The sequence below is a fragment of the Laceyella putida genome (genome assembly GCF_042665195.1).
Taxonomy (GTDB): domain Bacteria; phylum Bacillota; class Bacilli; order Thermoactinomycetales; family Thermoactinomycetaceae; genus Laceyella; species Laceyella putida.
This window is the reverse complement of record NZ_JBHTBW010000014.1, coordinates 18178-44031: the sequence shown is the minus strand read 5'-3', so window position 1 is coordinate 44031 and position 25854 is coordinate 18178. Positions and strand designations below refer to the sequence as shown.

Annotated in this window: 23 protein-coding genes and 3 pseudogenes; 17 read left to right on the top strand and 9 right to left on the bottom strand. The window is 47.6% G+C overall.

Features of this window, described 5'->3' with window-relative positions:
• The first annotated feature begins 40 nt into the window (after positions 1-40).
• On the top strand, positions 41-1225 hold the full coding sequence (locus ACFQNG_RS05310; RefSeq protein WP_379863856.1) for a pyridoxal phosphate-dependent aminotransferase: 1185 nt from the start codon (positions 41-43) through the stop codon (positions 1223-1225).
• 49 nt (positions 1226-1274) lie between these two features.
• Here ACFQNG_RS05310 and ACFQNG_RS05305 read toward each other — a convergent pair whose 3' ends face one another.
• The 4 genes from ACFQNG_RS05305 to ACFQNG_RS05290 all read right to left on the bottom strand — a co-directional run bounded on the left by ACFQNG_RS05305 (position 1275) and on the right by ACFQNG_RS05290 (position 4312).
• Positions 1275-1640, bottom strand: a complete 366-nt coding sequence (locus tag ACFQNG_RS05305; protein WP_379863843.1) for a hypothetical protein — start codon at positions 1638-1640, stop codon at positions 1275-1277.
• A 114-nt stretch (positions 1641-1754) separates the two neighbouring features.
• Complete coding sequence (locus tag ACFQNG_RS05300; RefSeq protein ID WP_379863842.1) at positions 1755-2423, bottom strand: oxidoreductase; 669 nt, start codon at positions 2421-2423, stop codon at positions 1755-1757.
• A gap of 66 nt (positions 2424-2489) precedes the next feature.
• Positions 2490-3113, bottom strand: coding sequence for a transcriptional repressor LexA (gene lexA / locus ACFQNG_RS05295; protein ID WP_379863841.1), 624 nt, complete (start codon positions 3111-3113; stop codon positions 2490-2492).
• Between the two features lie 122 nt (positions 3114-3235).
• Positions 3236-4312: a tyrosine-type recombinase/integrase gene (locus tag ACFQNG_RS05290; protein ID WP_379863840.1), complete on the bottom strand. Its 1077-nt coding sequence runs from the start codon at positions 4310-4312 to the stop codon at positions 3236-3238.
• A 217-nt stretch (positions 4313-4529) separates the two neighbouring features.
• On the opposite strand from ACFQNG_RS05290, the gene ACFQNG_RS05285 reads away from it, so the two are divergent.
• The 3 genes from ACFQNG_RS05285 (at position 4530) to ACFQNG_RS05275 (ending at position 8665) form a co-directional block, all read left to right on the top strand.
• Positions 4530-5309 carry a hypothetical protein gene (locus ACFQNG_RS05285; protein WP_379863839.1) on the top strand — a complete coding sequence of 260 codons (780 nt, stop codon included), beginning with the start codon at positions 4530-4532 and terminating at the stop codon, positions 5307-5309.
• 99 nt (positions 5310-5408) lie between these two features.
• Positions 5409-7652, top strand: coding sequence for an AAA family ATPase (locus ACFQNG_RS05280; protein WP_379863838.1), 2244 nt, complete (start codon positions 5409-5411; stop codon positions 7650-7652).
• Positions 7649-8665: an McrC family protein gene (locus ACFQNG_RS05275; protein WP_379863837.1), complete on the top strand. Its 1017-nt coding sequence runs from the start codon at positions 7649-7651 to the stop codon at positions 8663-8665. Before ACFQNG_RS05280 ends, ACFQNG_RS05275 begins: the two co-directional genes overlap by 4 nt.
• 159 nt (positions 8666-8824) lie before the next feature.
• Here ACFQNG_RS05275 and trhO read toward each other — a convergent pair whose 3' ends face one another.
• Entirely contained in the window at positions 8825-9727 is a 903-nt protein-coding gene (gene trhO, locus ACFQNG_RS05270; protein WP_379863836.1) for an oxygen-dependent tRNA uridine(34) hydroxylase TrhO, read from the bottom strand.
• Between the two features lie 184 nt (positions 9728-9911).
• On the opposite strand from trhO, the gene ACFQNG_RS05265 reads away from it, so the two are divergent.
• The 5 genes from ACFQNG_RS05265 (at position 9912) to ACFQNG_RS05245 (ending at position 12557) form a co-directional block, all read left to right on the top strand.
• Positions 9912-10094 carry a hypothetical protein gene (locus ACFQNG_RS05265; protein WP_379863835.1) on the top strand — a complete coding sequence of 61 codons (183 nt, stop codon included), beginning with the start codon at positions 9912-9914 and terminating at the stop codon, positions 10092-10094.
• Between the two features lie 14 nt (positions 10095-10108).
• Complete coding sequence (locus ACFQNG_RS05260; protein WP_379863834.1) at positions 10109-10264, top strand: hypothetical protein; 156 nt, start codon at positions 10109-10111, stop codon at positions 10262-10264.
• Positions 10265-10458: 194 nt separating this feature from the next.
• Positions 10459-11619, top strand: coding sequence for a Gfo/Idh/MocA family protein (locus ACFQNG_RS05255; protein ID WP_379863833.1), 1161 nt, complete (start codon positions 10459-10461; stop codon positions 11617-11619).
• An 85-nt stretch (positions 11620-11704) separates the two neighbouring features.
• Positions 11705-12043, top strand: a complete 339-nt coding sequence (locus ACFQNG_RS05250) for an antibiotic biosynthesis monooxygenase family protein (RefSeq protein ID WP_379863832.1) — start codon at positions 11705-11707, stop codon at positions 12041-12043.
• A 100-nt stretch (positions 12044-12143) separates the two neighbouring features.
• The gene (locus tag ACFQNG_RS05245; protein WP_379863831.1) at positions 12144-12557 is read left to right on the top strand and encodes a hypothetical protein; all 414 of its coding nucleotides are present in this window, start codon (positions 12144-12146) and stop codon (positions 12555-12557) included.
• Between the two features lie 104 nt (positions 12558-12661).
• Here the strand turns inward: ACFQNG_RS05245 and ACFQNG_RS05240 are convergent, their stop codons facing one another.
• Together ACFQNG_RS05240 and ACFQNG_RS05235 are read right to left on the bottom strand one after the other, a co-directional pair.
• Positions 12662-13582 (bottom strand): DMT family transporter, encoded by a 921-nt coding sequence (locus ACFQNG_RS05240; RefSeq protein WP_379863830.1) that lies wholly within the window; start codon positions 13580-13582, stop codon positions 12662-12664.
• A gap of 198 nt (positions 13583-13780) precedes the next feature.
• Positions 13781-14578, bottom strand: a complete 798-nt coding sequence (locus ACFQNG_RS05235) for a PhzF family phenazine biosynthesis protein (RefSeq protein WP_379863829.1) — start codon at positions 14576-14578, stop codon at positions 13781-13783.
• Between the two features lie 122 nt (positions 14579-14700).
• Here ACFQNG_RS05235 and ACFQNG_RS05230 point away from each other — a divergent pair, with 122 nt between their 5' ends.
• Entirely contained in the window at positions 14701-15465 is a 765-nt protein-coding gene (locus tag ACFQNG_RS05230; protein ID WP_379863828.1) for a 4'-phosphopantetheinyl transferase family protein, read from the top strand.
• A gap of 66 nt (positions 15466-15531) precedes the next feature.
• Here ACFQNG_RS05230 and ACFQNG_RS05225 read toward each other — a convergent pair whose 3' ends face one another.
• Complete coding sequence (locus ACFQNG_RS05225; RefSeq protein WP_379863827.1) at positions 15532-16086, bottom strand: thioredoxin family protein; 555 nt, start codon at positions 16084-16086, stop codon at positions 15532-15534.
• A gap of 66 nt (positions 16087-16152) precedes the next feature.
• A complete protein-coding gene (locus ACFQNG_RS05220; protein WP_379863826.1) occupies positions 16153-16566 on the bottom strand; it encodes a hypothetical protein in 414 nt (137 codons plus the stop codon).
• Between the two features lie 200 nt (positions 16567-16766).
• Here ACFQNG_RS05220 and ACFQNG_RS05215 point away from each other — a divergent pair, with 200 nt between their 5' ends.
• From ACFQNG_RS05215 to ACFQNG_RS05185, 7 genes and pseudogenes are all read left to right on the top strand, one after another.
• Positions 16767-17261 (top strand): NUDIX hydrolase, encoded by a 495-nt coding sequence (locus tag ACFQNG_RS05215; protein ID WP_379863825.1) that lies wholly within the window; start codon positions 16767-16769, stop codon positions 17259-17261.
• A 34-nt stretch (positions 17262-17295) separates the two neighbouring features.
• Complete coding sequence (locus tag ACFQNG_RS05210; protein WP_379863824.1) at positions 17296-18093, top strand: class I SAM-dependent methyltransferase; 798 nt, start codon at positions 17296-17298, stop codon at positions 18091-18093.
• A 276-nt stretch (positions 18094-18369) separates the two neighbouring features.
• Positions 18370-18990, top strand: coding sequence for a TetR/AcrR family transcriptional regulator (locus ACFQNG_RS05205; RefSeq protein WP_379863823.1), 621 nt, complete (start codon positions 18370-18372; stop codon positions 18988-18990).
• 22 nt (positions 18991-19012) lie between these two features.
• Positions 19013-21398, top strand: a pseudogene (locus tag ACFQNG_RS05200) (phosphoenolpyruvate synthase).
• A gap of 998 nt (positions 21399-22396) precedes the next feature.
• Positions 22397-22790: pseudogene (gene tnpA / locus ACFQNG_RS05195) on the top strand (IS200/IS605 family transposase).
• 4 nt (positions 22791-22794) lie between these two features.
• Positions 22795-23852, top strand: a pseudogene (locus ACFQNG_RS05190) (RNA-guided endonuclease InsQ/TnpB family protein).
• Positions 23853-24367: 515 nt separating this feature from the next.
• Positions 24368-24916, top strand: a complete 549-nt coding sequence (locus ACFQNG_RS05185) for a S1 RNA-binding domain-containing protein (protein ID WP_379863822.1) — start codon at positions 24368-24370, stop codon at positions 24914-24916.
• The last annotated feature ends 938 nt before the right edge of the window (positions 24917-25854 follow it).

Here is a 25854-nt window from a genome sequence, read left to right as displayed (position 1 = left end):
GTGAGGGTGATATCTTGTCCAGACAAGGGAGGTCCACATGTTGAAATTATCCAAACGCGTTCAACAATTAGCACCATCCCCAACCCTTGCCATCACAGCAAAAGCCAAAGCTTTAAAACAGGCCGGCCATGATGTGATTGGATTGGGGGCGGGTGAACCTGACTTCAATACGCCTGTACATATCCTTAAAGCGGCTGAAGAAGCGATGCACAAAGGTTATACCAAATATACACCTTCCAGCGGCATTGTTGAGCTGAAGCAAGCGATTATCGAGAAGTTCGAACGTGACAATGGTCTGACCTATGAGGCTAATCAAATCATTGTAACCGTAGGTGCGAAACATGCGCTCTACAACTTGTTCCAAGCCTTGTTGGACGAAGGGGATGAAGTGATCATTCCCGCTCCGTACTGGGTAAGCTATATTGAACAAGTGAAGCTGGCTGACGGAGTGCCTGTCATCGTGGATGGGAAAGAAGAAAACCAGTTTAAAATTACCCCGGCCCAATTGGAAGCGGCAATAAACGATCGCACCAAAGCATTACTGTTGAACAGTCCGTCCAATCCAACGGGCATGCTGTATACGGAAGAGGAATTGCGCGCGATTGGGGAAGTCTGCGTGAAACACGATATCCTCGTGGTGTCGGATGAAATCTATGAGCATTTGATCTATGGTGATGAAAAGCATGTCAGCATGGCTAGTTTAAGCCCAGAGCTGTATGAGCGGACGGTGATCATCAACGGGGTGTCCAAAACCTACTCCATGACCGGTTGGCGGATTGGGTACGCCGCTGGGCCGGCCGAGCTGATCAAAGCGATGTCGGGCTTGTCGGATCACAGCACCTCCAACCCGACTTCCATTGCCCAATATGCGGCCATTGCTGCGCTGGGTGGCACGCATGAACCGGTGGCCGAAATGAAACAAGCGTTCAAAGAGCGCCGCGACTATGTGGTCAAGCGCGTTAACGAGATCCCCGGCTTCCATTGCCAAACGCCGGCGGGTGCGTTTTACGCCTTTATCAATATTCGTGAAGCGTTGAACCAATCCGGCAAGTACACAACACCTGACGAGTGGTCCGCCGCTTTGTTGGAAGAAGGCATGGTTGCGGTTGTTCCCGGTTCCGGCTTTGGCTCCAATGACCACATTCGGATTTCCTACGCGACTTCAATGGAGCAGTTGGAAAAGGCCTTGGAACGGATTGAAAAGTTTGTGAAGAAAAACGCATGATCAACAAAGCAAAAGCACTGGCTGACGCATCCGTCGACCAGTGCTTTTGCTATTGCAGCAGGATGATTTCTTCGTTGCCGTCCCATTGGATAATCAGCAGATACTGATCGGTTTCGCGGTAAGGGTGATTGGATTGGAAGGGGGGAGTGGATCCAAAGTACAGACCCACATTCCCCTCAGCCACTTTTTTATTGTTAATGAGGAGCTGATAGTAAACTTCATCCGGTTCCGCTTCGTCGGGGCCTTGATATTGAATGGTGTATTCATCGGTGGACGGGGTGATGATAACTGTCGCTTCCCAGTGGCCGCTTCGATTGGTCAGGGTGAGATAATCGAGGGAAAAAACGTACCTGTATCCGTAATATGCGATGACACTTAGGCAAGCAAACAACAATAACGCACGGACCGGCTTCATGGAATCCTTCCTTTATTGGGTATGTTCAGGATCATCATACCATAAATTTCCAACGGGCATAAATATGATTCCATATAATTATGAAATGTTAATTTGTTCTTGGTTTAGTGAAGTCTATGTTGCGGATGCAACCAATTTTTCCATCTCCCATGACTCAACGACATGGGTCCCCGTTAAACCGGACTGGGCTTGATACACCATGGCTTGCGCGACGGTGGCTTCCTTTATCGGACGATAGGCACGAAGCGGACCAACCAGGAGCGGATTAAGGGCGGGAGTTAACCGTTGGGCCAAGTCTTCCATCAAGCGTGTTTCCTGTCGTTCACCCAGCAGAAGAGAAGGGCGGAAAATATGTAGGGCGGGGAGATCGAGCGCTGTTAAGGCCTCTTCCAATTCCCCTTTGGTGCGGGTGTAAAAGAAGGGGGAACGTGGATTGGCGCCGATCGAGGAGATCAGTGAGTAACTTTGTATCCCCTGGGACTTGGCCAACTGGCCGACTTGGAGGGGATAAGTGTAATCAACCAACCGAAAGGCTTCTTTGCTTTGGGCTTTTTTCATTGTTGTGCCCAAACAACAAAACAGATCATCCACGGCGAAGAGAGGGGGCTTTGATTCCAAATCGGCAAAATCAATGAGATGCTCCCGGCATTTTGGATGGTGGATCCCCGTTGATTTTCTGACAAGCAGACGAACTTCTTTGTAGCGATTGTCCTTGAGCAACAGCTGAGTGACATGACTGCCGATCAATCCTGTTGCGCCCAGCACGAGCGCTGTTTTGTTCATGTGCCATTCCCTCCATAAAGAGAGCCTTCACAACAAGGTGAAGGCTTGTCTCTCATGATATCGCGTTCACATCACTTCGCGGATCAGACTGATCACCTTGCCCAGGATTGTCACATCGGGAAGACGAATGGGCTCCAGTTGGTCATTTTCCGGTTGCAACCGGATATGATCCGGTTCGCGGAAGAAACGTTTGACGGTGGCTTCTCCGTCCGGGGTCATGGCGACGACGATATCTCCGTTGTTGGCTGTGCGTTGTTGGCGAACCACCACATGGTCACCGTCGAGAATCCCAGCGTTAATCATGCTGTCGCCACGAACCGATAACAGGAACACGGTTTGGTCTTCACCGACAAGACGGCGCGGCAACGGAAAATACTCCTCAATATTTTCGATCGCCGTAATCGGTTCTCCGGCGGTTACCTTACCAACCAATGGCACTAAGACGGTATCCACTTGCGCTTTGACGGGCAATTCAGGTCGGTGCAGAAGTTCGATCGCGCGTGGCTTGGTTGGGTCGCGCCGGATAAAACCCTTTTTCTCCAAACGCGCCAAATGACCATGGACAGTGGAGCTGGAAGCGAGACCAACCGCTTCGCCAATCTCCCGCACGGACGGTGGGTATCCTTTTTCCAGTACGTTTTTTTGTATGTAATCGAGAATAGCTTGTTGGCGTGGAGAAAGTTTGCTCAAGTTTCTCATCTCCTTTATTGTAAGCGTTCACGAGCCTTATTCTCATACTCTTAGTATACATGAAGAGAGAAAAAAGAACAAACATTTGGTAGAATGTTTGTTCTTGAAACGCCATTTGACCGTTATAGCATCTGGTTCAGGCGATCCAAAGCATCATCTTTTTCCGTGTTGATGACATGCGTGTAAATTTGCGTGGTCTGTATGCTGGAATGGCCCAAAATCTCTTGCACCACCCGCAAGTTTTCCCCATTCGAGAGAAGCAGGGTGGCCAAGGTATGGCGCAGTTTATGGGGGGAGATGTTGGCCGCTTTCGGAGGGAGATTGGCCTCCCGCACATATTTTTTGATGATTTCGGAGATGCCTTTGCGGCTGATCCGTTGGTAATTCTTATTGAGAAACAAGGCGTTGTGGTGCTCTTTTGAGACTTGATCTCGTGGTCTGAGATCCAGATATGTCTTGAGCGCATCCATGGCATTGCCGTTCAATTTCAACATGCGCTCTTTGCCGCCTTTACCGATGATGATGATGCGATACACTTGCCCATCAGTTTGAATGCTGTTCAAATTGAGATGAATCAATTCCGACACGCGCATCCCGGTATTCAAAAACATCAGAAGAATGGCGAGATCACGCGCTTCAATCCAATTGGGGCTTTTGGTATTTTTCTTTTGGTGGTAACGGTTGACCGCCTGGATGAGCCTTAAGGCTTCTTCTCGGGTCAGAAACACGGGCACCTTTGAACGGGCGCGCGATTTGAGTGTCGCATCCTCATATTCTTCCATGGGGTCGCGGTCAAGGACATGGGACTTCACGAGAAAGCGGAATAGCGAGCGGAGGGAAGCGCGCTTGCGCTGTTTGCCGCTGCGCGAGTTTTCGCGGAAATGGGTGCGTTCCACCCACTCCTCTCTCATTTCCCCTGTCATGGGGTCTTTTTTCTTCATTTTGATATGTACCTTTCGTTCATAACCATTTTCTATATGGCGAAAAAAACGTTTGATGGTCATGGGATCCACTTTATATATCGTTTTGCCGCACGCTTGCAAGAAATCAAAAAAGAGAGCGAAGTCATAGGCATAGTTGGCAATCGTTTGTTTGGAACGGTCGGCGCTGATCATTTCCAAGAAAAAATCTTGCACTTCTTCAGGAAATTGGCCCACAATGCGATTAATGCTTTCCGGCAGTTTACGAGAGACGATCATTTGGTTCACCCCCTAACAAGAACGTATGGTGGCACTGAGACATGCATGACGGAAAAGAAAAAGTCCGCTCGATCGGATCAGCGGATGGGATCACCCATTCCCATTTTACCATGTTTTTCTTAGTCGGATTCTCCATCTCGCCAGAAAGGGTGGGTTTTTCTCCTTGATCGTGTTATGATGCTAGGTGTCATCAAAAGTTGTGAAAGGGGTGCCTTTCTTGCGTGTGAAACGATGGGCGTTGTTGATGGCGTTGGTGCTCGCGGGGCTCACTGGATGCAGTGCGTTTTCCTTTGGGGATGGTTTATCGACAACCTCTCCCAGCGAAGCGAATGAACAGGTTGTCAGGATTGTGGAGAAAGCGGAGCAAGCGCTCAAACAGAATCCGCAGTCCACATACCGGCTTGAAGGAGAAGGGTTTTATGCAACGGTTAAAGCTGATTTTGCCCAAGGGAAAATTCAAATCTCCGGCTTAGATGAAGGGATGCAAATTCCGTTGGAGGGTTATGTGAGCGGGAATGAAGTCTACGAGAAACTGATGACGACGCCAGAGGCGAAATGGTATACATATGCGGCGCTAGACCTGCCTTATATTGTGCAAATATATCCTTATCCCGGCTACGTTCCCCATCTGCCCCGTTATTTGGCTTATACCAAAAAATATTCCGGCGATATCAAATTGTCGGAAGAAAGCGGCGATTACCGCTTGGAATGGAAAGCGCCGGAACAAGAGCGGTTGGCTTTGCAAAAGCGATTGCAAAAGCTGGAGGCGTACAATCTGTTCCCCAATGAGGAAAATCCGCAGCCGACGGATATCGAATTGATAGAAATGCGACAGAGGTTGACGATCGATAAAAAGACCTATCAGATTAAAGAGATTTGGATTGATTCCTACTATCCGGAGAATAACATTGCAATGACGATGAAGCTGAATAAGGTAGGAAAAGTCGATATTCAAGTACCCGAACGATTAAACAGCATGGCCAAACCAATCAAGTAGTTTGGGAGACTCCTTCCTTGTTTGAGGAAGGAGTTGTTTTTAATGGGCCATTTTTAAGAAAAAACGAAATAATGGGTTGATGGGAGAGTTGAAAGCAACATGGGCAAACCACATCACGAATCGAACATCATGGATGAACGGACAGTTCAAAGGCTCGGGGAACCTTTTGACTCCATCTTCAAAAGTGCCGCCATCGCTGAGTGGGCGTGTGAACTTATGCGCGAAACCTCTTTCAAGTTGGGGTGGGTTCCGGAAGATGCGCGGTTTGCGTTTACTTACCGCAAGGATTTGAATGGCATTCATTACAACTTCGGCAATTGGCTCCTCTTGGGCTTTTATGGAAAGAAAGACGGTCGCCTCATCGTGCGGTTGCCGTTCATGCGCAGCCGACTTCCTTTGCTGGATGATCGATGTCGCTATGAAAAATCTTACGAATTTCACCATCCGGACGTCTTGTGTGTGAAAGTGGACTACCAAGAGATTAAACAAATGGGTGCGTTATGGGAGTGTGTCGGAGCGACATTGAAGCGGATCACGGAATTGTTAGCGAATGTGAAAAAATCCAGCTTCAGATATAAACATATTCCCCGGTTGGAAGAGGCGGTCATCCAACGAACGGAACGTCCGGTGATCTTGCGGGAAGGATTAAAGGAGCAACCAGTAGAAAGGGGACGGAATGTTTGGCTGATCGATCCATCGATGTTCGAAGAGAGATGGTTGACTGCAAAAATAAGCCTGATGGAGATGCGAAGCGGAATCCATCCCGAGTGCGCTTCATTCCTTCATGAGATGCAACCAGGCGATCTGTTGGTCAGCCGAGCAATTAAACGGAAAGGTCACATCAAGGAGGTGTTGCTTTTGGTGGACCATCATGACGAGACGGAACAAACGGTGCGGATATGCATGAAACCGTATGAAGAACATCCTCCTACATTGCTCGAGGCTCTGACAAGGACGATAGGTCAATCTGCCATGTCACACGATCGTCCAATCACGGCTTGTCCTTTTGGCATATTGCAAAAGATTCAATCAGAACATCCAAAGTTGGTAGGGGTGTTGGAGAAGCCAAACTATTGGATATTTCAATGTAACCCGAAGAAATATGACTTTAAGCAGGCCGTCCGGGATGAAAACTTGAAAACTTGGCGAGTGTCAAGGTTCAAGCACCGCATCAAAAATGGAGATAAAGTGATGATGTGGTTGACGGGGTCAAATGCGGGGTGTTATGCCTTGGCGACCGTAAGGACGGAAGTGTTTAAAGGAATGGGCGATCCTGTTGAGATGGAATATGTGCGAGCGGATGATATGGCGGAAGAAATGGATCGATGTGAGATAGAGATTGACCTGGATATGACGGATTTCCCTTTGCTGAAAGAGAAAGCAGGTAAAGATCCGATTTTAGCCGATCTGTTAGTGGGGAACCCGGGAACCAATTTCCCAGCTACCCGGGAGCAGTACGAGCAGATGTTCAGCCTTGCGTTGAGAGAGAGGGAACAAAGAAGCAAGTCGGTGCCGTTGTCTTATCCGGTTTCAACTTTTTGCGCGGATACGGGCTATGCGGAAGAAGAGGTGAAACGGTGGCTGCGGGCGCTTCACCGGAAAGGGCAAGTGATCTTTTACGGGCCTCCGGGGACGGGCAAAACGTATGTGGCGCAAAAGATGGCCCGGCTCTTGGCCAGTGAGGGGGATGGGTTTTACGACATTATTCAATTTCATTCAAATTATAGCTATGAGGAGTTTATGCAAGGTTTGCGACCGGAGGCGACGCCAGGAGGGACCTTGACCTATTCGCTGACACCGGGTCGTTTCTTGGAATTTTGTGAGCGTGCGCGCGGAAAAAACGGCCTGTGCGTGCTGGTGATCGATGAGATTAACCGAGCGAACTTACCCCGCGTTTTTGGGGAGTTAATGTTTGCGTTGGAATATAGGGAAAGGGAGATTCCGTTGGCGGGAGGAAACCGTTTTTCCATTCCGGGCAATGTGCGTTTGATCGGTACAATGAATGCGATGGACCGCTCCATTGCCTTAGTGGATTATGCTTTGCGCCGTCGCTTTGCCTTTTTGCAGTTGGCCCCCCATTTTGACCAATTGCGCCGCTTCCATCAGAAAAAGGGCGTGGAAGTAAGCGGGTTAATCCGAGTGTTGGAAGAGATCAACGCATTGATGGATGAATCGTCGTTTGCGCTGGGTCACTCTTTTTTCATGGTGGAAGATCTGCACACTGTGATAGAAGACATCTGGAAAATGGAGATTGAACCTTATTTGGAAGAACTGTTTTTTGACCGGCTGGAATTAGTGGAACGGTTCCGTTGGGAGCGGGTGAAGGGATCGTTGTTGAGATGAAACAGAGAATGTGGATTGAACTGGTTGAACATGGGACGGTGGATGTTCCCCGCTCGCGTTTGTCTGAGGAAGCAGGAGAAGAGATATGCCAGAAATACGCACGATGGCTTGATCTTGAATTCCCATCGCTTAAAACGAAAAATCATTGGCGGCTCAAAGCAAAGGGGTGGATTGGCTTTCTCCCGCTTCAGAGTGGAGTGGGCATTAATATCCGGCCCCAGTTTCCGCAGGGCCATTTGTTTCAGATGTTAGAGGTCGCCTACCGATTAAAGAGTGTTTGTCTGTTTGAGGGGGACGCAACCATTGATTCGCTGGATGGATTTTGTGAAAGGGTGGCGCACCTTCTGGCTTTGGCGGTGTTGAGACGTCATAAACAAGGATTGCATAAGGAGTATGTCATCAAAGAAGAAACCTTGCCTTATATCAGGGGGCGGTGGGAGATTGACGCGATGCCATCCCATCAACATTCGCTGACATTTCCTTGCTCGTATGAGGATCTAGTGGTGGACAATGAAGAGAATCGGATCATTTTGTGGACGCTTTATCGCGTGCTGCGCCGAGGTTATTGCATCCGTTCCCATGTTGTCGCCACCATCAGAAAAGCGGTTCAAGCGTTGGCTGATTCGGTGTCCTTGCAGGCTCATTCCGCTGACGATTGCTTGCATCGGCGGTATCATCGCTTAAATCGCGATTACGCGTGGTACCATGCGTTATGCCGCTTTCTTCTTGATATGGAAGTGCCTTCGCAAGACTTGGGCCAAAACGCGTTTGCCCCCTTTTTGATTTATATGCCCAGGCTATATGAGATGTTTGTGGCGGAGTGGATGAAGTCACACTTGCCGGAGCGATTCCTATTGGCAGTGCAAGAAAAGCTGACCATAGCGAAAAAACGGAACTTCACCATGGATCTGGTCATTTATGATAGGGAAACGAACAAGCCCCTTGGCTTGGTCGACACCAAATACAAACGCAAAAGGCGTTTCTCGTGTATCCAGGAGAGGTTCAACCGATGAAGATGACGATCGGAGCGAGCACTATTGCCGTAAGCGCCATGAATTTCAGGATCGATCAGCGTTTGGACAAGGCGGGGGAAGAGTTTTTGCGTGAATTGCTGGAGGAGTTGAAGTGAGTGAAGAACATGAAAGAACGCCCCGTGAATCGGGGCGTTATGCTTAACCTTCGCATTTGACCATATCCTGTTCGATGCATTCTTTAGAGCAGTACCCTTGATAGGTTTCTTCGCACTCGTCGCAACAGAGGTGTTGTTTGTGGCAGAAGTCATATTCGCAGTTGATGTAACGATCGGTCGGATTGCCACAGTGATAACATTTCCCCACGACGGTTTCTTCCACTTGATTGATGGGAACCGAGATTCGCTCATCAAAGACATAGCATTTGCCATCCCAAAGCTGCCCTTTGACTTCCGGGTCTTTGCCGTAGGAGATGATCCCGCCCTCCAATTGGTAGACATCTTCAAACCCTTCCTCCAACATGAAGGCAGTCAATTTTTCACAGCGAATGCCCCCTGTACAGTAGGTAATGATGGTTTTATCTTTGTAATCCTTCAGGTTGTTGCGAATCCAATCGGGGAAATCGCGGGTGGTGCGAACTTCGGGACGAATCGCGCCACGGAAGTGACCCAGATCGTACTCATAGTCGTTGCGACCGTCCAGGACAATGACATCGTCACGTTGCAGCATGTTGTAGAATTCTTTTGGCGAGAGGCGTTTACCCGTTTTTTGATAGGGTTTCACATCATCTTCCAGACGCCAGGTAACTAATTCTTTTTTCGGCCGAACGAACAGTTTTTTAAAGGCATGTTGGTGATACTCATCCACTTTAAACGGCATGTCGTGAAAGAGTGGATGTTGGTTCATATATTCCATATATTTTCGCGTTTGCTCTACTGTGCCGGAAAGGGTGCCGTTGATTCCTTCCGATGCGATCAAAATGCGTCCTTTTACGCCGAGTTCCTGGCAGAAGGCGCGATGCTCATCGGCAAAGGCAACGGGGTCTTCAATCGGAACATATTTATAGTATAAGAGAACGCGGTAATCGTTTTGTTGTGTGGTCATAGATGATCACCTGCTTCCTTTCCCTGATTCCTGTAAAAAATAGCCTGCATAATAGTATACAACAGATTCGTCAGAACGCCAAATGAATCCGAGAAATGATCAAAGGTTAGGTTTGCGTTTTTTGATAAAAAGGAAAATAGGAAGTGTTGACATAATTACAGCCTTCTTGCAGAAGGGAGAATGTTTGATTGGAACTTATTTTTGGTTTTTTCGGTCTGTTTTTTCTGTTATGGCTGTTTTTTATGGTGATGATTATCGTGCTGAATGTGAAAAGGATGAAAAAACGGGGCAGAAGGAGAAGGAAATATCGCGGCGGGGGCGTTTCCCGTTCTTCTTCCTCAGGTTCAACGCCTTTCTTCCTGTTTGACAGTGATGATTATGATGATCGAAGTGGCGGCGGCTCAGATTCAGGTTCCAATTGCAGTGGAAGCAACTGCAGCGGTAGCAGTTGCAGTAGTAGCAGTTGCAGTAGTAGCAGTTGCAGTAGTAGCAGTTGCGGCAGCAGTAGCTAACTGGAAAAGCGGCTGGATACGTTGATCACAAACCCAGTGGACCATTTGTCGAGGCTTCTCTGGGTTTGTGTGTGGAGAGAAATTTCTTTGTGTGAAAAATAATTTGAATGTTATATCATTCAGTTATTTAATAAAGGTGGGTAATTATATAAAATAGGAATGTGGACATCATTACTCTATTGATTCATGTTGGTATGGAAATAGAGGAGGGGAAATACCTTGGCAAAAGTAAAAGTGGGGATTATCGGTACGGGCTTTTCGGCACAATCCCATTTGGAAGCGCTAAACCGCGTTCCGTTTGTGGAAGTGTATGCGGTTGCATCACGCAGTCAAGACAAAGCGCAAGCCTTTGCAGATAAATTTGGGGTGACCAAAGCGTATGGCAGTTACGAAGAACTGTTGCAAGATCCGGCGGTGGATGCGGTACATAACTGTACGCCAAACTATTTGCATCACCCCATCAATATAGCCGTTTTAAAAGCGGGGAAACATCTCTTGTCCGAGAAACCATTGGCGATGAGCAGTGAAGAGTCAAAAGAATTGGCGGCGTTGGCGGCTAAGAATGACGTGGTATCGGGCGTATGCTTCAACTATCGCCACTATCCCATGGTGCAAGAGGCAAGACAAGCGATCCGGGAAGGCAAAATTGGCAAAGTCCATTTGGTCACGGGCGGTTATCTGCAGGATTGGTTGCTCTTCCCCACCGACTATAGCTGGCGTCTGGAGCCGGACAAGAACGGAGATTCCCGGGCGATTGCCGATATCGGTTCACACTGGTGTGACACTGTGCAGCATGTGTTGGGACAAAACATCGTCGAAGTATTTGCGGATTTGAAAACGGTTCATCCTGTTCGCCAAAAGCCGACGACCGCTGTGCAAAGCTTCGCCAGCAACGTAACGGCGGAGTTTGAAGAGATGGAGATCGCCACGGAAGACGCGGGAACGGTATTGGTGCATTTTGAAAACGGGGCGCATGGGGTATTTACCGTGTCCCAAGTGAATGCGGGCCGGAAAAACCATCTGCATTTTGAGATTGCGGGGAACCAAGCGAGCCTCGCGTGGGAGCAAGAAAATCCCAACAAGCTCTGGTTTGGTCATCGTGACCGCGCCAACCAAGAACTGATGCGTGACCCAGGTTTGTTGAGCGAGCAGGCAAGGGGCCTCGCCCACTATCCGGGTGGCCATGAAGAAGGTTGGCCTGATGGGTTGAAAAACTTGTTTCTCAATTTCTATGAAGCGGTCCGGCTCCGGCAAAAAGGGGAGGACTGGCAAAGCCATCGCACCTTCTCCAGCTTCGCCGAGGGGCATCGCATTATGCAATTGATCGATGCGATCCTGGAGAGCCACCGTACCAAGCGCTGGGTAAGTATTGGGGATTAGGATGGCGGCGGCTAAAAAGTGCTGAGAATCACTCTCGGCACTTATTTCTTTAACAAAATAAGTTGTGGAGAAAGGAAGTGGCCGCATGAGTTCATTGGCGAAAACGCCAAGCCCACCTTATTATGCCGTGATCTTCACATCGGCGCGAATCGAAGCGGATCAGGGATATGGGGAGATGGCAGAGCAAATGGGTTTGTTGGCGAAGCAGCAACCCGGTTTTTTGGGGATGGAAAGCGTCCGGGATGCCACCGGGCTTGGGATTACGGTGTCCTATTGGGAGTCGGAAGAGGCGATTCGCGCTTGGAAAGAACATGCCGCACATCAAATCGCGCAAGAACGGGGCAAGGTCGAGTGGTATTTGAACTACGCTGTGCGCGTGGCCAAAGTGGAACGGGACTATGGGAGAATAATGGAAACGGAATAGAGCAGACAACCAGGTTACAGGAGGAATCGCAATGGGTTGCGATTCCTCCTGTTGTTCCGACGCAATACTCCGGTTATATTAGCTTGTCGTTCTCCCCAAAATGAGCCCAATAATCAGTGAGCGGAATCGACAAGCTCATGTCATAGAAATAGCCAAAGACTTCCCTTTCAAAGGTAAGGCCAACCTCAACTACTGGTCGGATAAGGCTTACAAGCAAAAAGTGTATCAACAGCTCAATCAACTTCCTGATGGTGTCTATGAAGCCAAAATTTGGTTGCGGAGCGGCGGCGGGCAAAACCATCTTGAGTTCGGCGTGGAGAATTATGACAAAAACGCTAGCGATCAAAAAGCTTCCATAGATTTAAAAGGCAAGAAAATCCCGGATGTCTGGACCGAGTTCACTGTTTCCAACATCAAGGTGACGGGAGGTTCGGCCACCGTTTTCATCTACAGCGATGCCAATCCGGATAACTGGGCCGATTTTGACAATGTCCAATTTTTCCGGGTCAAATGACATGAAACGGGTGCTTTTCCGTCAGGACAACAACCACTTTTCGTCAGGATATTGTCCCCAACAAGTTTGCAACGCAAATTAGATGACTTTCAAGCGCAAGGGGATTAACCCCAGCGCTTTTTTTCAATGGACAGGATAAATACCGTTCCCAATATGCAACATGTTGCGATCCACTCAACCAGGCCAAAGGGGACGTGGAGCCAGATCACCGACAAAACGGCGGCCGTCAAAGGCTCTGCACTGGCGAGGATGCTGGTTTCGGCGGGTCGTATATATTTTAAGCTCTCTAAGTAACATGTGAAGGCGATCAAGGTGCCAAACAAGATGATAAAGACAACGGCAAGGAGGGTGGGAGCGGTGATGCGTCCTTCCACGTCCCAAGGCGCATGAATGAAGCTGAACCCGATGCCCCCGATCACCATTCCCCAACCAATGATCAACGGGGATCCCCAGCGCGAAAGCAACGATGAGGGTTGGATCGTATAGAAGGCGAGGGCCACGGCTGAACTGATGCCCCAGAATAGCGCGGCTTGCGAAATGGACAGCTGATCGAGGTTGCCGCTGGTGACCAAGAGTAACGTGCCGACAAAGGAAAGGGCCACGGCGACAAGCTCTCTTATTCCTGGCCACTTTTTGCCCCGTACCGCAAGAAACAATACGACAAGGGTGGGGGCGACATACTGGAGCACCGTGGCGGTGGCTGCATTGGAAGCGTCAATCGCCGCGAAATACGTATATTGGACGCCGAGCAAACCTGCGAGTCCGAAGAGGATCAAACGCATGCGATCACGACGATCTTTCCAGATCGCCCAGATGGGAACCTCTTTATGCGTCATCGTGAGAAAAGTGAGAAGGAGGATGCCCGAGATGAGCAATCGAATGACGACCAGCCATTCGGGAGAAAACCGGGCGGATGCAAACAGGTACTGCGCCGTAGCTCCGGAGACTCCCCATAAAATGGCGGCAAACAGGACCAAACCATAGCCCATGGCCCGTTGGGGGATCACGAATGCTTTCATATCCATACCACCTCATTCAAATACTGAATAGCCAACTCCGGCATGTCATCGGCATTTTGGGAATTTAGACTGGCAGACCTTCCTAGAATTATCAGAAATATATCGCATTCATATATGACTGTCAACGCTGGATCTGGGTTGGATTAAAATCAGATAAAAATACGCGCAACCTCTTCTCCGTTAGAAAAGGCTGCGTATCTTGCTTCATACCAGGCACTCCGCTTTAAAGATGGTGACCGCTTGCCCCGTTAAGTGGACTCGTTGACCATTGAGATCAATGCGCAGTTCACCACCACGAGGCGAAGCTTGGTAAGCCGTGAGCGTGGTTTTGCTCAACACTTGCCCCCAGTATGGACCCAGCAGGCAGTGGGCGGAGCCGGTCACGGGATCTTCATCAATGCCGACTTGCGGGAAGAAACAGCGTGAGACAAAGTCCAATTCTGTCCCGAGCGCCGTGAAGATCACACCATTCTTCAATCCGGGGATGGCTAAGATCTCATCGCGATGGAGTTGCAACTGTCGGACATCGGCTTCACTTTTTAACACGACAACCAAATTCGCCTGATCCGTTAAACATTGCTGTACCTTGTCGCCAAGCAGGGCTATCAGTTGGTGAGGAATCTCGGTCAGCTGAATGGCGACCGCAGGAAAATCAAGTTGGATGCCGTTTTTTTTCCGTTTGGCGATCAACTGTCCACTCTTGGTATAGAAGCGAGCGACTTGGTCACTTGCCAGATATCCTTGTTCCCAGAGAATATGGGCGCTGGCCAAGGTCGCGTGGCCGCAGAGATCGACCTCGGTCGTCGGTGTGAACCAACGCAGGCGATAGCCGTCCGCTTCTGGATAGAGGAAGGCGGTTTCCGCCAAGTTCATTTCACTGGCTAATTGTTGCATCCAATCTTCCGCTTGGGGATGGGGGAGGATACAGACCCCAGCTGGATTTCCCTTAAATGGTTCATTGGTAAAAGCGTCTACCTGAAACAGTGGAATGGACATCTTCATCTTCATTTCTCCTTTAAGGATGAGAGAGGGGTATTTGCTCTTAACTCTTTCCATTTTACTTTATTTCGTGAGAAAATAGTTGAGGTAACCGGAAAATTAGGAAAAGGTGGCATAATAACGCGATGAGCCATATTGCACGACAACCCCAATTCATTCATCTATGGAAAGTGCCGATTGCGGAAGCTTCTTTATTTTTGGAAACGATCTTAAGTGAACGGGAAGCTAAAAGGGTTCGGTCTTTCCGCAAACAGGCGGATCAAGCTCGGGCCCTCCTGTCTTGTGGTCTGTTGCGGTTGCTGTTGGCGGAGGAGTTGTCCATCGCTCCCCATGAAGTGCCGGTGACTCGGGCTTGTCCCACATGTGGTGAGGAGCATGGGAAACCGTTATTGCTCCGACGGAATGAAACCAAGATGGAGATCAGTGTTTCTCATTCCGGAGAATGGGTGGTGATTGGCTTGTCCCAACAGCATCCTTTTGGCGTGGACATCGAATGGATCAAAAGGGAGGCCGATCTTGACGGACTGGTGAGGATGTCCCTATCTGAAGCGGAGCAGCAATCCTGGAGATCACTTCCGCCGGAGCAACAAATGCGTGGATTTTATCGTTATTGGACGCGAAAAGAAGCCATCGTCAAGGCGACGGGCGATGGATTGACGGTTCCGCTCCAGCATGTGCAGGTGAGTCCGGCCGATCAAGCTCCTAAGTTATTATCATGGCAAGAGCGACCGGAGATGGTGGGGCGGATCACTTGTTTTCCATTGGAATTGGATGAACAGACGGAAGGATGCGTGGCGGTGATCGGCGCAGTGGATGGTGTACAGTTGCATGACGGTCGGGAAGTGTTGGCGCGTTGGCGTCACCGCATAGTGACGGAAAGTGGGTTCTAGCAGACACAAGTGAAACACGAATAAGAGATCACCTCGGATTGAGCGTGATCTCTTTTCTTGGTGAAGTTATCTCCACTTGATATTGCAACCCATGCTGGGCTTTTGTTGCACGGTAACCGGTTCATTGCCCAATATCTGATCCAATGCCGCACGGATGGAGGAACCGGTGACGGGAAGTTCATTGCCTGGACGGGAGTCATCCAGTTGCCCGCGGTAAACACAAGCCAACTTGCTGTCGAAAATGTAGAAGTCCGGCGTGCAAGCCGCTTGGTATGCTTTGGCCACCTCCTGCGTCTCATCGTATAGATAAGGGAACGGATATTGAAACTCTTCAGCCACTTGCTTCATCTTGTCTGGTCCGTCTTCGGGATATTGCATGGCATCATTGGAACTGATGGCGATAAAGGACACCCCTTTTGGGGAGTAGTCGTTGGCCAGTCGCACTAATTGTGATTGCACATGTTTGACATAGGGGCAATGGTTACAAATAAACATGATCACTGTAGCGGTGTCGGATTTCAACTCATCAAGGGACACCTGTTTCCCTGAAACGACATCAGGCAGTGTGAATGACGGAGCAGTTGCGCCAAGCGGAAACATATTGGATTCGGTCAACGCCATGGTGAAACCCCCTTCCGGTAACTGTGTAAACTTTCTATCATTATATCATATTGAAGGGGAGCGGATTTATGTATCTGCCAGCTCTTCATCATACTTCGTCAAACCCAGCATTTTGATTTTGACTTGAATGGCATCTTCACTCAAGCCTTTTTCGCGTAATTCATTAATCTTTTTCTCTTTGCGCCGAAGTGTGTCTTCGCGTTCTTTTGTTTCAAATTCGTGGATTAGCGCGAGTTGTTCTTCTTCGGTGGGAGGGACAAATTCATATAATTCCTCAGGGCGCACATCGAGGAGATGAGCCATATGGAAGATCGCTTCAGGCCGTGGGATGGCCGCCCCTCTTGCCCACAGGGAAACTTGTTGTTTTCTTGCTCCCAGAGCCCGCGCGAGAGAGGTTTGATTGGGGACTTGCCCATAGATTTTGTACCCTTCCTCGCGTCGTTTACTCAAAATGCTGTTAATCCGGGGGATCAATCTCATAAACCAACCCTCCTTGCATGAAAGTTTTCAATTTTTATATTATCATATTTATGCTCGTATAGAGAATTATAAATATTAAATAAAGGTTCTTTTTATATTTTTGACTATAGAAAAAGAAAAGGGCCAAGAGGGATTTTGTGATTAGGGCAGAAGATTTTCTAATGAATTTAAAACGATTTTTTTAATAGGAGTGAAGAAATTTGACAGTTCAATGCCAATATACGATGTGCTTTATTAAAAAGGAAGATGAAATTTTACTGTTGAATAGAGAAAAATCTTCATGGATGGGCAGATGGAATGGATTGGGCGGAAGAATTGAGCCAGGAGAAACGCCGCATGAGAGTGCTTTGCGTGAGGTGGAGGAGGAAGCGGGTCTGCGTTTGGCAACCATGACTTATCGCGGTCGGATGATTTGGACGTTGGAGGATGGAACGAGGGGAGGCATGCATTTGTTTTGGACAGAACTGCCCGCCAACTATCCTTATCCTGCCACTCCGATTAAGATCGATGAAGGCATTCTGGATTGGAAGAAGATTTCTTGGATCTTGCATCCTGAGAATATGGGACTGGCCGTTAATGTGGTGAAGTGTTTACCGTTTTTGTTGGCGGATGGAAAAAATTATGAATTTCATAATGTCTGGGAGGGTGGGGAGCTGAAAAAGTTTGAGTTTTGTGAACTGAAAGGAGGGGAATAGAATAAATCCATATAATCATAAAGGGTGAAGCGTGTTGAGCCATTCAGTCGATTTTGGAAGCGTAGCGAAAGATTATGCCAAATGGCGGAATGACTTTCCGCTTGGGGTGTTTGACCAGTTGCGCGCATTGGGCGTTCGTTTGGCGGATCAGCGTGTGGTTGACCTTGGTTGTGGGAGCGGGGTCTTAAGCAGAGAGTTGGCTAAACAAGGGGCGATGGTGACGGGGATTGATCCTTCCCCCGAATTGTTGGCCGAAGCGCGCATCATTGACGGAGACCGCATTGATTACCGATGTGCCACCGCAGAGGGGACGAACTTGCCAAGCGCCTGTGCCGATGTGGTAACGGTATTGCGGGCATGGCATTGGTTTGACCGTCCCCAAGCGCTTGCGGAAGTGAGGCGTTTGCTGAAAAATAAGGGTAAACTGATTGTGATGGATACCATCATGGATCTCACTGTGCCGGTATGCCAAAAAACTCTTGCTATTGCCGCCAAATATTTGGGTTCTGAGGCATTGAAGCCGCCAGGCAGCCGTGCGGAAACCAGGGAACGCATCATCCATTTCCCCCTCAACTGGCATCATGAATGGCAAGAAGCCGCCTTTGCGTGTACGGCGGCGTGGGAACATCCCTATTCCGTGACATTTACCCATGAGGCCTGGAGCGGACGGGTCAGGACGTTGTCTTGGTATACCAAACTTTCCGCCGAAGCGCGCAAAGCATTCCAACGCGATTTGGAGCAAATGCTTGAGAGGGAGTTTGCAGAAACGATCATTCGGGTTCCGCACTTATGCACAGTAGTGGTGTTGCGCAAGGAGAGCGACATAAAATAGCACTCGTTAGCATCCAGTCATTTTGGAGTCATCCGCCCAAGAAATGAAATCCAATGGTGATCCCCAAAACAAAAAGTCTGTCAACCTCCCAATGTGAAAAACGGGTCAGGGTTGACAGTTTTTTGTTTTCATTCCTCACGACAAAATAGATTCCATTTATTGGACAGGTGGCCTCAAAATAGTTCGTTCCCTCTGGGCCTAATATAAATTATATTGACCGATAAGTCAGTATACGCTAAAATTATACTAACTTCATGGTCAGCATAATGGAAGGAGATGAAACCCTTGCCTTTACAACTTTATGAAAAAGAACAAATCTTGGACGCCTGTTTGGCTGTATTCGCCCGTCACGGATATGAAAAGACCACGACCGCGATGTTGGCAGAGGCGGCCGGCATATCCAAGGCCCTGATTTTTCATCATTTCAAGAGCAAGAAAGAATTGTATTTCTGTGTTTTGGATCGATGCCTTGAAAAAGTGAAGGCTGAACTTCGCTTTGACGATCTGCCGGAATACAGGGACTTTTTTGAAGCCATAGACCAATTCAGCCGCATCGAACTTGATTACTTTAAAAAAAATCCCGATGAGTACAAATTGTTGATGGAAGTCTATTATGCGACGCCGAAAGAACTGAAGGCGGATATTGAAGAAAAAATGGGTTTACTGATGGCCACCAGGAATAAGGTATTGGAACGTTTGTTTGACAAAGTCCCTCTCAAAGAAGGCGTGGACCGCAGGCAGGCATTTGAACTGATCCGGATCACATTGAAACATTTTGAAGACAAGGTTTTAACGGAGGTAACGGATAAAACCAATTTGGATGAAAAATATATGGAACGCATAATCGACGAGATGAACCGTTTTCTGGCCATGATCCGATATGGAATAGAACGGTAAATACAAAGGAGGGATATTCCGTATGCCTTCATATGTACTTGGATTTCAGGAGATCGACAAAACCAAGCGCATGCTTGTCGGGGGAAAAGGCTTAAACTTAGGGGAATTATCAAGGATCGAGGGAATACGGTACCGGAGGGTTTTTGCGTCACCACCGAGGCCTATAAAAAGACCATTGAACATAACAGGGAGTTTAACGCGTTACTGGATCAACTGTCGCTACTGAAGGTGGAAGAAAGGGAAGAAATCAGTGAAATCAGCAGAAAGATCCGTAAGATCATCGAAGAAGTGGAAATCGACCCGGACATCGAAGAAGAGATCATTCGTTATCTCTCAGAGCTTGGCGAGAGGCAGGCTTATGCCGTACGTTCCAGCGCCACGGCCGAGGATTTACCGCTTGCTTCCTTTGCAGGCCAGCAAGATACGTATTTGAACATCATAGGAAAAGAGGCGATCTTGCGGCATATCGGCAAATGCTGGGCGTCACTGTTTACAGATCGGGCCGTGATCTACCGCATGCAAAATGGATTCGACCACCGCAAGGTCTACCTGTCTGTCGTGATCCAGCGGATGGTTTTCCCACAGGCTTCGGGGATTTTATTTACAGCTGATCCCGTCACCTCCAACCGGAAGGTGTTGTCCATCGATGCCAGCTTTGGGCTTGGCGAAGCGCTCGTCTCCGGCTTGGTGTCTGCAGATAACTATAAGGTGCGTGAGGGAAGAATTATCGAGAAGACGATCTCCACCAAGAAATTGGCTGTTTATGCATTAAAAGAAGGGGGTACAGAGGAACGGGAGATCGAGCCCGACTGGCAGAATAAGCAGACACTGACGGATGAGCAGATTTTGCAATTGGAGCGTATAGGTCGAAAGATCGAAGCCTATTTTGCCTGCCCCCAGGACATCGAATGGTGCTTTTTTGAGGATACGTTCTATATCGTGCAGAGTCGCCCGATCACCACTTTATACCCGATCCCCGACGTGAATGATGGGGAGAACCGTGTCTATATATCGTTTGGCCATCAGCAGATGATGACAGATGCCATCAAACCATTGGGGTTGTTCTAGGTGATCTGCTAATGCACAAAGCCGGTGGAAGGCTGTTTCTCGATATCACGCACGATCTGGCATCGCCCATCGGCCGAAGGATCGTACTCAGTATGGGTATGAACGATCCTCTGATGTGGAACGCGATCTTGAGCTTAATGAAGCGGAAGGATTTTGTCAAATCATTGCCGCGCGGCAAGAGGGTTTTCAGTATGCGTGCAATGATGCGCACAATGGGACTATCTTGGGATCTTCTTATTGAAGTGATCAAAATCTTGATTAAAATCTACCGAAAAAACGACGTATCGATCATTCAAAATCTTATTTCCGAGATCGAGAAATCGATAAGAGATCTTCAGCAAAGAATCGCAAACGTATCTGGAGATGAACTGTTTGCATTTATTTTACAGGACCATCATCAATTGAAGAAAGTCATGTATGATCCACGAGGCGGTGCTGCGGTCAGTGACGCCCTGAGGGCATACCTTGAAAAATACGGCATGCGTTGTTCCGGGGAGATCGATATCACCAAGCCCCGTTGGCTTGAACAGCCAACCGCACTGATCCCCATGATTCTCAGCAACATCAAGAATTTTGAACCGAATGCGCGCAATGTCAAATTTGAGCAAGGACGGCTGAAAGCCGAGCAGAAGGAGCAGGAGCTTTTAAGCCGTTTGGAGCCGTTGCCGGGCGGCAAACGAAAAGCCAAAAAAACAAAGAAGATGATCAGCGTTTTGCGCAATTTTATTGGCTATCGGGAATATCCCAAGTATGCCTTAATCAAACGGTACTACATTTATAAACAGGCGTTGCTGAAGGAGGCCGAACGGCTCGTGGAAAAGGGCGTCATCAAGGAGAAGGAGGATATCTACTATCTGTCGTTTGAGGAACTTCGGGAGGTCGTTCGCACAAACCGGCTGGATTACAGTATCATAACCGAGAGAAAAGAGGAATACGGGGTTTATGTGAAGTTGACACCCCCGCGGATGATGACGTCTGAGGGCGAGGTCATATTTGGCGAATACAACACCGACAATATCCCCCAGGGTGCCTTGGTAGGCATACCCGTTTCATCGGGCATCATCGAGGGCCGCGCACGTGTCGTTTTAAAGATGGAGGACGCCAACATAGAGGAGGGCAATATCCTGGTAACTTCATTCACTGATCCCAGCTGGACGCCGCTGTTTGTATCCGTCAAAGGCTTGGTGACGGAAGTAGGCGGGCTTATGACCCATGGATCCGTCATTGCGCGCGAATATGGTCTTCCGGCAGTCGTAAGTGTGGAAAACGCCACAAAGCTGATAAAAGACGGACAGAGGATCCGTGTCAACGGAACGGAAGGGTATATAGAAATACTGTGATTTTTGTAGTCTTACCATTAGCTTTTCAGGAAAAATAAAATTACCGACTCCTTAACGTATGAGGAGTCGGTGATTTTTGTCTAAAATATGTCTAAACGTATTCCCGAAATGATACGACGATCCCGAATATGCGCGAATTTTCTAATGCTCGGTGCTAAAAGTCCTAATCATATTAAGGAGTCTAATCATACGTTTGAATCGGTCTTGTCCCATTCTAAGACACTGGCATGTTCCGAACTGGATTACAGTGGACCCATTGTAGTACCGGAAAAGTAGCACAGGCTTTATAGGAGTTTTTTTAGATAAGTATTTGGTATTTAACGGGTCATGGGCGTAAAGCTGAACCAACATTTGTAAAACAACCTGCGGCTGACCCCCTTAAAAAAGTGAAAGAGTAAATCCAAGTCTTGAAGAAACCCTACTTTCTTTTCAAAAGGTCGGGTTAGTCCAATCTATCACGAATGGAAAGAGTGGGAGAAAAGATGTTGTGGGAGGACAGAGTATGTTTAAATCATCTACTTTTTGGGCTTGATAATAATGTGCATTATGCGCCTGCCTTATGGCAGACAGACTAAAACGAATCAGATTGTTGACAGCCGTAAAACGACTTTAGAAATATTCCTACTTTCTCTGTTGTTCATCGGGATGATAGTCATTCCACTAATCTATGCTTTCACTCCGTTACTGAGTTTTGCCGATTATCAGCTTGCATCTTGGGTGGGATGGATTGGAGTAGCGGTCTCTGTTGTAGCTCTCTGGCTATTTTGGCGTTCCCATGCTGATGTATTTCTTGCGTGTGCCGCGCGAAGAACAAATGATGCTCGATCAGTTTGGAGAAGAGTATCAATCTTACAGATTTTTGCTGGCTGAAAGCCCACGGTTTCAATCGTGGGATGAAAGACGGCGTTGCTCGGTATCCCCATAAAGGGGATGCTTAGAGCAACTATTTTTTATCTTTTGATGTTGCAGTTTGCGGATCGAACGGTTAGGATCTGGATATGGAACAAGACGACAGAAGAACAAGAACAATGGTCTCTTTAATCAACTATCATTTTGTTTTCTGTCCGCGCTATCGAAGAAAAGTACTGGTGAAATGAAGTAGAAGAGCGATTCAAGGAACGGGTGACCGAAATTTGTGAAGATGAATGGTTGATTGTCGCTATGGAAGTCATGCCTGATCATGGTTATTTGTTCTTGAACGGTCTTCCCACTCATTCACCATCGGATATCATGGCAAAAGTGAAAGGAGTGACTTCAAGAAGACTGAGACAAGAATTTAAGCACTTGTCCCATCTGGTAAGTCTTTGGACACGTTCTTTCTTCGTTAGTACAGGAAATGTATCAAGTGAAACCATTAAACGCTATGTAGAATCACAGAAGACAAGGGGATGAACACATGCCAACCATCACACTACGCTTAGAGCTACATAAACCAACCCAAGCTAAACAGCAGATGTACCAACGAATGACCGAGATGAATACGGAATTTGCGAACTGGCTACTCACACATCCAGAAGTGAACAAAGCAACAAGTAAGATATTCAAAGAATTTTCTTCTGAAACGTTCCCTTCTGCTGTCACGAATCAACGATTCGTGAGGTGAAGTCGCAAATGAAAAATCAAGAAGCGAAGACCTTTAAGAAGATGTGGTGTTGCTTTAACAATCAGAATCTAAAAATAGAGAAAGCGGGAGCTTTCTACACGGTTGCTTTTCCCACTCTAGAAAAGAAGGTTGGCGTTCCTGTAGTGGCTCGTCCCTTTCAACAAGCATGGTTAGAACGAATCATAGCGGGTACTGCCAAGCAAGGAGCCGGAAAACTCTACAAGAAGAAACAGAAATGGGTTCTGGCTATTGCCATCTCATTTGATGTGCAGAAAAGCCAAGATCAAAAAGCGATGGGAGTAGACTTAGGTCTGCGCTACTTAGCTGTAGCCAGTGTGGGAACCCAGTCTTTTAAAGGAAATGAATGTGCTTATACTCGCAGGCGCTATTCAGCTAGGCGTAAACTGGGCAAAACCAAGAAACTTTCAGCAATGAAGAAGTCAAAGAATAAAGAATCCCGTTGGATGAAAAATCAGAATCATATGATCAGTCGGCACATTGTCAACTATGCACTCGCCCACGGTGTGGGTGTCATTCGCATGGAAGACTTGACCGACATTCGCAACAGAGCCAAATCTAAAAAAGAAGCAGGGAGAAATCTTCACTCATGGGCGTTCTACCAACTCAAAGAATTCATCCGCTATAAAGCGGAGATGGCTGGGATCCGCTTTGAAGAAGTCAAAGCGGAATATACCAGTCAAACCTGCAAATGTGGACATCGTGAAAAAGCGAATCGAAAGGGACTTCGCTTCCAGTGTAAGCGGTGTGGCTATACCTGCCATGCAGACTTAAACGGAGCAATCAATATAGGTAAGGCGATATCTGGACTCGCCGCCGCGTACTGGTCATAGGTACGCCGCCCATATGGGTACATGCAACGATGTTGTAGAACTGTATGGGATGGGCTGATGAGACAGCCCTGAACTTGGAAGTTGTCCAAAGCAGAAATGGATTGAGGACATTAACTATCCAAGAATCCCACGGCTTCAGCCGTGTGGAGTCTCAAATGAATAGAACAGGTAGAATGATTCCACGCTGGTTTCAGAAGTAACTATTTGTGAACACCTCGTTCAGTGAACGGACATTTACCATTATTTGGGCAAATTGCGCTTTGTCGTTCAGTTGCTGGTTCTACCCCATTAGCGTTTGATTTACCTATATTAACCCGATGATCAGCCCTAAGCATGGTTGAAAATCGGGTTTTTGGTTACTCTTGATTCTTAGCGTGGTTAATCCGCGTGTTTCTGTCGGAACCCCCAAAACTAATTTTGTGGTACCGAAACATGGGAAATATTTTCCTCTAACCTAGTATCAGTTCAACAAATGGTATAATCGATTAAATAACAACCATTGGAGTGAATGATTAATGGGCATTGACGAGAACATCATGAATCATCTGTATCAAGAAAGGAAAACTCCCGATCTTCCGTATCAACCAGGGGACAAGATTTCGGTACGCATTACGAAATTGGTAGACTATGGTGCGTTTGTGGTAACGAAAGATCAGTATCTGGCCTCGGGCCTCATTCATATCTCCCAAATACCAGAGGGGTTAGAACTACAAACCATGCAGATCATTGAAGCGGAAGTCCGACAAGTCAAAGATGATAATAAGTTGGAACTCAGTCTTTTGCATCATGATAAAAAGGAAAATCCGTTTAAAGTACTGGCCAATATCAAAGAACCATTGCCGGAGAAACAGGCGCCGGCTGACGAAGTACAAGAAATCATCCAATATCTCTCCAGGGAATTCGGCTTAGTGTCTGAAGAGTCGAAACAAAAAGTCAAAGAGATGGTAAGGGAAATGGGGGTGTTCCAGTTCACAATGGCTATGACAAAGACACTCCCTACATTCAAGCGGGACCTTGTTTATCATTTTCTCAAGGAGATGGAACAAGGGAGGGAATATCCTTGACCCGGCTCGCTTCCGCTTTACGCGGCATCTACGGGAACGATTAGAGCAACGGTTGGGGAAAAGATGGTGTGGCCGAGACATTGATCAATTAATTCAGGAATGTCAGGTCCTACTTCAAACAGAAGATCATCTGTATCTTTATCATTCAGGTGAAGATATTCGGTTTCCTTGTGTGAGGGACGGTGACCAGTGGGTGATCAAGTCGGTGATCGTACAAGGGATGTGGATGGAAGCGAAGTGATAAACGTAAGGGTGAAAGGAAAGATCTTTTAATGACCTCACATAGTGTGAATATCTAAGTGAACCCTTTCAAGATCGCTTTAATCATGATAAGAACAGTTTAACGAAGAGAAGAATGGTGCTGAATTGACCCAAAGACAAAGAACGAATAAAACGGCAGTTGTATAAAGATGATGTCTACCGTGACGATCAATGAGCTGGTATTACCCCAAAGTCTTTTGTGGCCGTTTTTATATAATAAAAGTCGCCCCGAAGGACGACTTGGCTATTTTTTACTTTTGGATGAATCTATTATCTTCATATGAATATTACTATTATTAGGCAAATGGGATCGAGCCGTTTCCTTCATTAAAATACGCAATATTGTATACAAAATGCCGAATAATCGTCTATCATGTATACATGTTTGTATTCTTCCGGCAATTCAAAGACAAGCATTGACATGTTGAAACTGAGCAGGATAAAAAAGATGTCTGTATGGGTGATTCCCCGCGCGAAATAAAAGAGGGTGAGAAGCGGCTCTAGAAAATTGACGCCTCCCCACAAGTTGGCCCAAAACAGGCACCGCACGTTATGCTTCGATATCGACATGGTTGTTCAGACCCCATTCTGTTGTGATTGGTGTGTTCGATATTTCTTTGCCGTCCCTGTCGGAGTGGTTTGATCATCAAATGGGTCATGGCTGAACAACCGCCGCT

What these genes read in the sequence shown, in the direction of transcription:
- ACFQNG_RS05305 (WP_379863843.1), bottom strand. Translation starts at nt 1,640, where the DNA reads ATGAAGCCGGTCCGTGCGTTATTGTTGTTTGCTTGCCTAAGTGTCATC.
- ACFQNG_RS05300 (WP_379863842.1), bottom strand. Translation starts at nt 2,423, where the DNA reads ATGAACAAAACAGCGCTCGTGCTGGGCGCAACAGGATTGATCGGCAGT.
- ACFQNG_RS05290 (WP_379863840.1), bottom strand. Translation starts at nt 4,312, where the DNA reads ATGATCGTCTCTCGTAAACTGCCGGAAAGCATTAATCGCATTGTGGGC.
- ACFQNG_RS05280 (WP_379863838.1), top strand. Translation starts at nt 5,409, where the DNA reads ATGGGCAAACCACATCACGAATCGAACATCATGGATGAACGGACAGTT.
- ACFQNG_RS05275 (WP_379863837.1), top strand. Translation starts at nt 7,649, where the DNA reads ATGAAACAGAGAATGTGGATTGAACTGGTTGAACATGGGACGGTGGAT.
- trhO (WP_379863836.1), bottom strand. Translation starts at nt 9,727, where the DNA reads ATGACCACACAACAAAACGATTACCGCGTTCTCTTATACTATAAATAT.
- ACFQNG_RS05260 (WP_379863834.1), top strand. Translation starts at nt 10,109, where the DNA reads ATGATCGAAGTGGCGGCGGCTCAGATTCAGGTTCCAATTGCAGTGGAA.
- ACFQNG_RS05250 (WP_379863832.1), top strand. Translation starts at nt 11,705, where the DNA reads ATGAGTTCATTGGCGAAAACGCCAAGCCCACCTTATTATGCCGTGATC.
- ACFQNG_RS05245 (WP_379863831.1), top strand. Translation starts at nt 12,144, where the DNA reads ATGAGCCCAATAATCAGTGAGCGGAATCGACAAGCTCATGTCATAGAA.
- ACFQNG_RS05240 (WP_379863830.1), bottom strand. Translation starts at nt 13,582, where the DNA reads ATGGATATGAAAGCATTCGTGATCCCCCAACGGGCCATGGGCTATGGT.
- ACFQNG_RS05235 (WP_379863829.1), bottom strand. Translation starts at nt 14,578, where the DNA reads ATGAAGATGTCCATTCCACTGTTTCAGGTAGACGCTTTTACCAATGAA.
- ACFQNG_RS05230 (WP_379863828.1), top strand. Translation starts at nt 14,701, where the DNA reads ATGAGCCATATTGCACGACAACCCCAATTCATTCATCTATGGAAAGTG.
- ACFQNG_RS05225 (WP_379863827.1), bottom strand. Translation starts at nt 16,086, where the DNA reads ATGGCGTTGACCGAATCCAATATGTTTCCGCTTGGCGCAACTGCTCCG.
- ACFQNG_RS05220 (WP_379863826.1), bottom strand. Translation starts at nt 16,566, where the DNA reads ATGAGATTGATCCCCCGGATTAACAGCATTTTGAGTAAACGACGCGAG.
- ACFQNG_RS05205 (WP_379863823.1), top strand. Translation starts at nt 18,370, where the DNA reads ATGAAACCCTTGCCTTTACAACTTTATGAAAAAGAACAAATCTTGGAC.
- ACFQNG_RS05185 (WP_379863822.1), top strand. Translation starts at nt 24,368, where the DNA reads ATGGGCATTGACGAGAACATCATGAATCATCTGTATCAAGAAAGGAAA.